The organism is Archangium sp., from assembly GCF_036388035.1.
Classification (GTDB): Bacteria; Myxococcota; Myxococcia; order Myxococcales; family Myxococcaceae; genus Archangium.
In genome coordinates, this window is record NZ_DASVSO010000222.1 from 1 (window position 1) to 6,093 (window position 6,093).

Annotated in this window: 5 protein-coding genes and 1 pseudogene; 4 read left to right on the plus strand and 2 right to left on the minus strand. The window is 69.7% G+C overall.

The genetic code is table 11. From position 1 onward, the window contains the following. Positions 1 to 199 (plus strand): annotated as a pseudogene (locus tag VF697_RS09655) (hypothetical protein); the annotation flags it as partial. Between the two features lie 9 nt (positions 200 to 208). Here the strand turns inward: VF697_RS09655 and VF697_RS09660 are convergent. Continuing rightward, the gene (locus VF697_RS09660; protein ID WP_331093525.1) at positions 209 to 1,033 is read right to left on the minus strand and encodes a M48 family metallopeptidase; all 825 of its coding nucleotides are present in this window, start codon (positions 1,031 to 1,033) and stop codon (positions 209 to 211) included. A 243-nt stretch (positions 1,034 to 1,276) separates the two neighbouring features. Between VF697_RS09660 and VF697_RS09665 the strand changes: the two genes are divergently transcribed. After that, a complete protein-coding gene (locus tag VF697_RS09665) occupies positions 1,277 to 2,194 on the plus strand; it encodes a Ku protein (protein WP_331093527.1) in 918 nt (305 codons plus the stop codon). 79 nt (positions 2,195 to 2,273) lie between these two features. Here VF697_RS09665 and VF697_RS09670 read toward each other — a convergent pair whose 3' ends face one another. After that, positions 2,274 to 2,879 carry a Fe-Mn family superoxide dismutase gene (locus VF697_RS09670; RefSeq protein ID WP_331093529.1) on the minus strand — a complete coding sequence of 202 codons (606 nt, stop codon included), beginning with the start codon at positions 2,877 to 2,879 and terminating at the stop codon, positions 2,274 to 2,276. A 154-nt stretch (positions 2,880 to 3,033) separates the two neighbouring features. Here VF697_RS09670 and mutM point away from each other — a divergent pair, with 154 nt between their 5' ends. Together mutM and VF697_RS09680 are read left to right on the plus strand one after the other, a co-directional pair. After that, a complete protein-coding gene (mutM, locus tag VF697_RS09675; RefSeq protein ID WP_331093531.1) occupies positions 3,034 to 3,891 on the plus strand; it encodes a bifunctional DNA-formamidopyrimidine glycosylase/DNA-(apurinic or apyrimidinic site) lyase in 858 nt (285 codons plus the stop codon). A gap of 77 nt (positions 3,892 to 3,968) precedes the next feature. Then, positions 3,969 to 5,759 (plus strand): TIGR04551 family protein, encoded by a 1,791-nt coding sequence (locus tag VF697_RS09680; RefSeq protein ID WP_331093533.1) that lies wholly within the window; start codon positions 3,969 to 3,971, stop codon positions 5,757 to 5,759. Positions 5,760 to 6,093: the final 334 nt, after the last annotated feature.

Sequence of the window (6,093 nt, forward strand, 5' to 3'; positions counted from 1 at the left end):
CGGAGTGCCCCACCTCAAGGGCAGCTCCGGCGAGGGGCCGCGCTCGGGGCGGGATCGGCTCGCCGTCTGGCGCGGGCGCCGACGCATGGCGGAGTACGCCTCTTCCGAGGTCGAGCCCCCCGCCGAGCTCCAGGAGGCCTCCGAGGGGGAGGGGAAGGGCACAGGGGAGGGGCGGGGGCCGCCTCCCCCCATGCCCTGAGGCAAGGGCCTACTTGCGCACGCGCTGCTTGATGGCGGCCAGACGGTCCGCCCCCAGGTCCGAGCCCGTCAGCCCCTTCTGCGAGATGTAGGTGGTCAAGTGTGACACGCGCTCGGAGCTCGGCGGGTGGGTACTCAGCCACTTCAGCACGCCCGGCGTCTGGCCCTCCTGCGCCGCCAGCTTCCCGAAGAAGGTCACCAGGCCCTGCGGGGCGTAGCCCACCGCCGACGTGTACCTGGCGCCGAGCTCATCGGCCTCCGTCTCGTTGCCGCGGCTGAAGGCCAGTCCCGCGCCCGTGCCCGCGAGGCTCGCGGCGAGCTGCGCCACCATGTTCGCGTTCTTCCCGAGCGCCGCCTCGATGACGGCCTGCTCGCCGTACTGAAGCATCATCGCCTGTGCCGAGTGCCGGCCCACGACGTGCCCGGCCTCGTGCCCCATCACCCCGGCGAGCTCCGCCTCGTTGTCCGCCGCCAGCAGCAGCCCGGTGTACACGTACAGGTAGCCGCCCGGCGTGGCGAAGGCGTTCACCATCTTCGGGTCGTCGATGACGTTCACCTTCCACTTCACGTTCTTCCGGTCCTTGTTCGCCTGCTGGAGGATGCGCGTGGACACGTTGCGCACGTACTCCACCACCGCCGGGTCCTCGACGTACTTGATCTTCTCCTTCGTCTCGAGCTCCTGCTTCACCTGCCGGCCGAGCTGCTCCTCCTGCTCGTCGGAGATGAGGATGGCCGCCGCCGTGCGCCCCACGTTCGCGCGTTTGATCGTCGCGCACCCCGTCGTGAGGCCCATGGACAGGGTGAGGCCCAGAACCGCCAAGAGAATCCGCTGCATGCCGCTTCCTTCTTTCTGGTGTGACCGCCGGATGACCCGGCCTCGTACTCAGCGTCGAGTGGCCCCGGCAAGCCTTCCGTGACGATGTCTCTTCTGGGACGTCCACGGCCGACGGATATGCACCGCCGCCGGGAGCGAGCGTGCCGGCGGGCCCCTGTCCGGGGGCGCGGAGTGCCTTGCCGTCCGCCCGGGCCGAACGAACGTTAGGGGGTGGCGCCCATGCGGGTGCCAGGGAGGCCCCCTATGTCTCGTCCTGTCTGGACTGGCTCGCTCGGTTTCGGGCCCATGAATGTCCCGGTGCGGCTCTATGGCGCCGTCTCTCCCAAACAGGTGCAGTTCCACCTCCTGCACGACGCGGACGGAGCCCGCCTCCAGCAGAAGCGGGTGTGTTCGGCCGATGGCGAGGAGGTGTCCTACGAGCACGTGGTGAAGGGCTACGACCTGGGCCGTGGCCGCTACGTGGAGCTGACGCAGGGCGAGCTGGAGGCCTTCGAGCCCCGCGCCAGCCGCACCATCGACCTGGAGGACTTCGTCGACATCTCCGAGATCGATCCCATCCTCTTCGACACCACCTACCACCTCATGCCGGGGGAGGGCGCGTGGAAGGCCTACGCGGCCATGGCGATGGCCATGCGCGCCGCGGGCCGGGTCGGCATCGGGCGGATGGTGATGCACCTGAAGGGACACCTGTGCGCGGTGTGGCCTCGGGGGCGGGGGCTCGTCCTGTCCACCCTGCACTACGCGGACGAGGTCATCCCGCAGGACAGCTTCTCCGAGTTCTCCCTGCCTGGACCCCGCCCCGTCGAGAGCGAGGTGGAGTCCGTCCTGGACATCATCGAGGCGCGCACCGTCCGCTTCGAGCCGCAGCGCTACCACGACGTGCACCGCGAGCGGATGCTGGCCTTCCTCGACCGGCGCGCCCAGAAGAGAAAGCCGCGCGCGGTGCCCGCCGAGACTCCGGCCCCCGCGGAGGCGGCCGCGACCCGAGCGGGCAGGGCGGTCGAGAAGGCTCCCGAGGGGGTGCGCGGTGAGGTGCGGGAGCTCACGCGGGGCTCGCTGCGGATGCTCCCGCTGGCGGCCCGTGAGGCGCGGGAGCGGACGCCTCGGGGAAAGAGGGCGGAGCGCACGATGCCGCCTCGCAGCCGGCGGAAGAAGCCTTAGCGGGGAGCCCTGAAACGACGACGGCGGAAGGGCCCGTGTCGAGCCCCTCCGCCGCCGAGAGCCAGAGGCCCCTGAAGGACTACTTCTTCAGGCGGGACTCGCAGGCCTCGAAGTCGAGGTTCTGGAAGTAGGCGTCCACGTACTTGGCGCGCTCGAAGGGCTTGTAGTCCGGCACGAAGGCGTGCTCCCACGCGTCCATGACGATGATGGGCGTGTAGCCGGCGATGTTGCCGTTCTCGTGCAGGGTGATCCAGTGGTTGGAGAGCCAGCCGGTGCGCGGATCCTGGAAGGTGACGGCCCAGCCGATGCCCGGCGAGGTGCCCACGGCCTTGAAGTCCGCCAGCCAGTTCTCGTAGGAGCCGAAGCTCTGCTCCATGGCCTGCTTCAGCTTGCCGCCCGGCGTGGTGGTGGCGCCCGGCTTCATGTTGCCGAAGTAGTACTCGTGCAGGACCATGCCGTTGTACTCGAAGCCCAGACGGCGGGTCATCTCGGCGTAGGCCGGGTTGGAGCCGAGGGCCTGGCCCTGGGACTGAAGCCCCGAGAGCGTCTCGGTGAGCTTGTTGGTGCGGGTGACGTAGCCCTCGTACAGCTTGAAGTGCGACTCCAGCACCGCGTCGCTGATGCCCTTGAGACCCTTGAGATGGGTGAACTGCATCGGCGTGTACTTCTTCTGGATGTCGGCCATGTGGGGCCTCCGATGATGGAGATGCGGTTGAGTGGAAAGGCGTCCCTTGTACGGGGGAGACGCCGCCTTTCGGGGCAAGTCTTCGCGCAGGTGTGCGCGCGGCAACAAGTAAGAAATGCTTCTCGCTCGCGCATGGTGTTATGCCGCACACCGCATGCCCGAGCTTCCGGAAGTGGAAATCGCCCGGCGCAACCTCGTCCATTGGCTGGACGGTCACCGTGTCGTCCGGGCCGAGGCGGACGCCTCGCGCGTCTTCCGCGGGGCCCGCCGGGAGGACTTCGTCTCCCTGAAGGGCCGGCTGGAGTCCCTGGAGCGGCGCGGCAAGTACCTCCTCTTCACCTTCGAGCGGGGCCGGGGGCTGCTGGCCCACCTGGGCATGACGGGCCGGTTCGTCCGCCGCCCCGAGGGCGTCCCCGTCCCCTACAGCCGCGCCCGCCTCCACCTGGACTCCGGCGACGTCATCCACTTCGCCGACTCGCGCCTCTTTGGCCGCATGGAGCCCTGTGCCGCCTCGCGCCTGCACGCGCTGGAGGCCGTGAAGGAGTTGGGGAGGGATCCGCTCGCCGATGGCCTCACCGCCGAGCAGCTCCAGCGGGCCGTGGGCCCCTCCAGGCAGGACCTCAAGGTGGCGCTGATGGACCAGGGGCGCATCACGGGACTGGGCAACATCCATGCCGCCGAGGCGCTCTACCGCGCGGGGCTGCACCCCTCGCGCAAGCCCGCCTCCCTCTCCCCCGAGGAGTGGCAACGGCTGGCCGACGCCATTCACGCCTCCATCGCCTTCGGCCTGGAGGAGCAGCAGGGCGAGGAGCCCGCGTACCTGGAGGACGGCGCGGAGAACCGTTTCCTCATCTACGGTCGCGCCGGGACGCCGTGCGCGCGCTGCGGGACGACGGTGGACTCCTTTGCCCAAGGGGGGCGCACCACCCATTGCTGTCCTCGCTGCCAGCCGCTGCACCCGGGCCGTAAACCCCCGGACGCACGGCGAAAGACGGCCTCTCGACGTCGTTGACACCCCCGGCGCACTCCGCTTGACTCGCCGGCCCTTTGCACCCGCCGCACTCGCGCGGCACCGGAGAAGAACCCTCTATGTCGTCCAACGCCCTGCTGGCGGCCCTGCTCGTCGCCTCCGCTACGGCCACCGCCCAGACGCCGGAGTCGCAAACCGGTACCCCGGCTCCCGCCCAGGAGAACGCGCCCGCCACCCCGGCCCCGGAGGGCGCCGACTCCACCGAGGAGCGCATCCGCCAGGAGGTGGACAAGCGCCTCGAGGCCGCCAAGCAGGAGATGCGCGAGGAGATCCGCGCCCAGCTCGCCACCCAGTCGCTCTCCAGTGACTGGCAGGAGGAGTGGGTGGAGGAGAAGCGCAAGCTGGAAATCTTCACGATGGACGGCTACTTCCGGCTGCGCCCCAACCTCCTCTACCAGTTCGACCTGGGCCGGGCGCCCGGCCGCGAGCTCTTCCCGCGCTCGCCCCGCACCACCGAGCGCACCCAGTCCGGCGCCGACATGCGCCTGCGCCTGGAGCCCACCTTCAACATCTCCGAGGAGGTGCGGGTGAAGGTCCAGCTCGACGCGCTGGACAACGTGCTGCTGGGCTCCACGCCCCTGAGCAGCTACCCGGACAACGCCTTCTACCTCTTCGACATCTTCAACGACGGGCAGACTCCGCCCCGCTCGGCCCTCAACTCGGTGAAGGACTCGGTGATGGTGCGCGAGGCCTACGGCGAGGTGTCCACGCCGGTGGGTCTGCTGCGCTTCGGTCGGATGAACGCGCAGTGGGGCCTGGGCGTGCTGCGCAACGACGGCTCGTGCCTGGACTGCGACTTCGGGGACCGGGTGGATCGCGTCATGTTCGTCACCGAGCCCCTCGAGGGCTTCTACGTGACGCCCATGCTGGAGTTCAACGACGAGGGCCAGGGCTTCTACAACAAGAGCGACGAGGGCCCGCAGTACGACGCGAGCAGCGCGGATGACAGCCACAGCTGGGTGCTGGCCGTGGCGCGCCGCGACACCCCGCAGCAGGTGAAGGCCAAGCTGGACAACAACCAGGGCGTCCTCAACTACGGCCTGCACTTCTCCTGGCGCACCGAGCGCTTCAGCCCGGCGCGCAATGACAGCGGGGCGGTGGATCCGGCCCAGGGGTTCGTCCGGCGCAACGCCACCCTCTACATTCCCGACGTGTGGCTGCGCTACGAGGAGCGCAACTTCCGCGTGGAGTTCGAGGTGGCCGCCAACATCGGCAGCGTCGAGACGGCCGTCAACGTCGAGGGCGCCGTCCAGAACCAGGCGCTGGACGTGCTGAACTTCGGCGGCGTGCTGCAGGGCGAGTACCGGCTGCTCAACGGCCAGCTCAACCTCCAGGCCGAGGTGGGCTTCGCCTCGGGTGACCGGGCGCCGGGCTTTGGCGCCTACCCGGGCCGGGAGGGCGCGGGCACCGCCGTGGCGGGCGACGCGGACGGCCCGCAGTTCACCTGCGGCATCGGCGGCTGCTCCGACAGGCTCATCCGCAACTTCCGCTTCAACCGCGCCTACCGCGTGGACAACATCCTGTGGCGCGAGCTCGTCGGCACCGTCACCGACGCCGTCTACGTCAAGCCCACGGTGCGCTACACGCTGACCCAGGGCTTCGATGTCTTCGGCAGCGCCATCTACTCGCAGTCCATCTTCGCCGAGTCCACGCCGTCCTTCACGGACAAGTCCCTGGGCATCGAGACGAACCTGGGCGCCCGCTACGAGACGGAGGATGGCTTCATCGCGAAGGTGGAGTGGTCCGTGCTCTTCCCGCTCGGCGGCCTGCAGGATGCGAACGAGGACCTCCGTCCCGCCGAGCTGGCGACGGCCCAGTCCGTCCGCGGCGTGATGGGCATCCGCTTCTAGGGAGGCACCATGCAGCGACTGCGCACCGCCGTCGTGCTGCTCGCGCTGGGAGGGGGGGCCTGCGGTATCAAGGCGCCGCCCCGCCCGCCCGAGGAGCCGCCCGCTCCCAGCTCGGAGACGCAAACGCCTTCCGCGGAGACACAACCGTCGGCCGACTCGCCGCGCGGTCCGCTGCCTTCGTCGATTCCCCCCCCGGACGCCGGAACTCCGTGAATCACTTCAGCTATCGCAAGCGCGTCCTCCATGCGGAGGACGTGCCCCTGTCCGCCATCGCCGACGCGGTGGGCACCCCTGTCTACGTCTACTCCACCGCCACCCTGCGCCGGCATTTCCG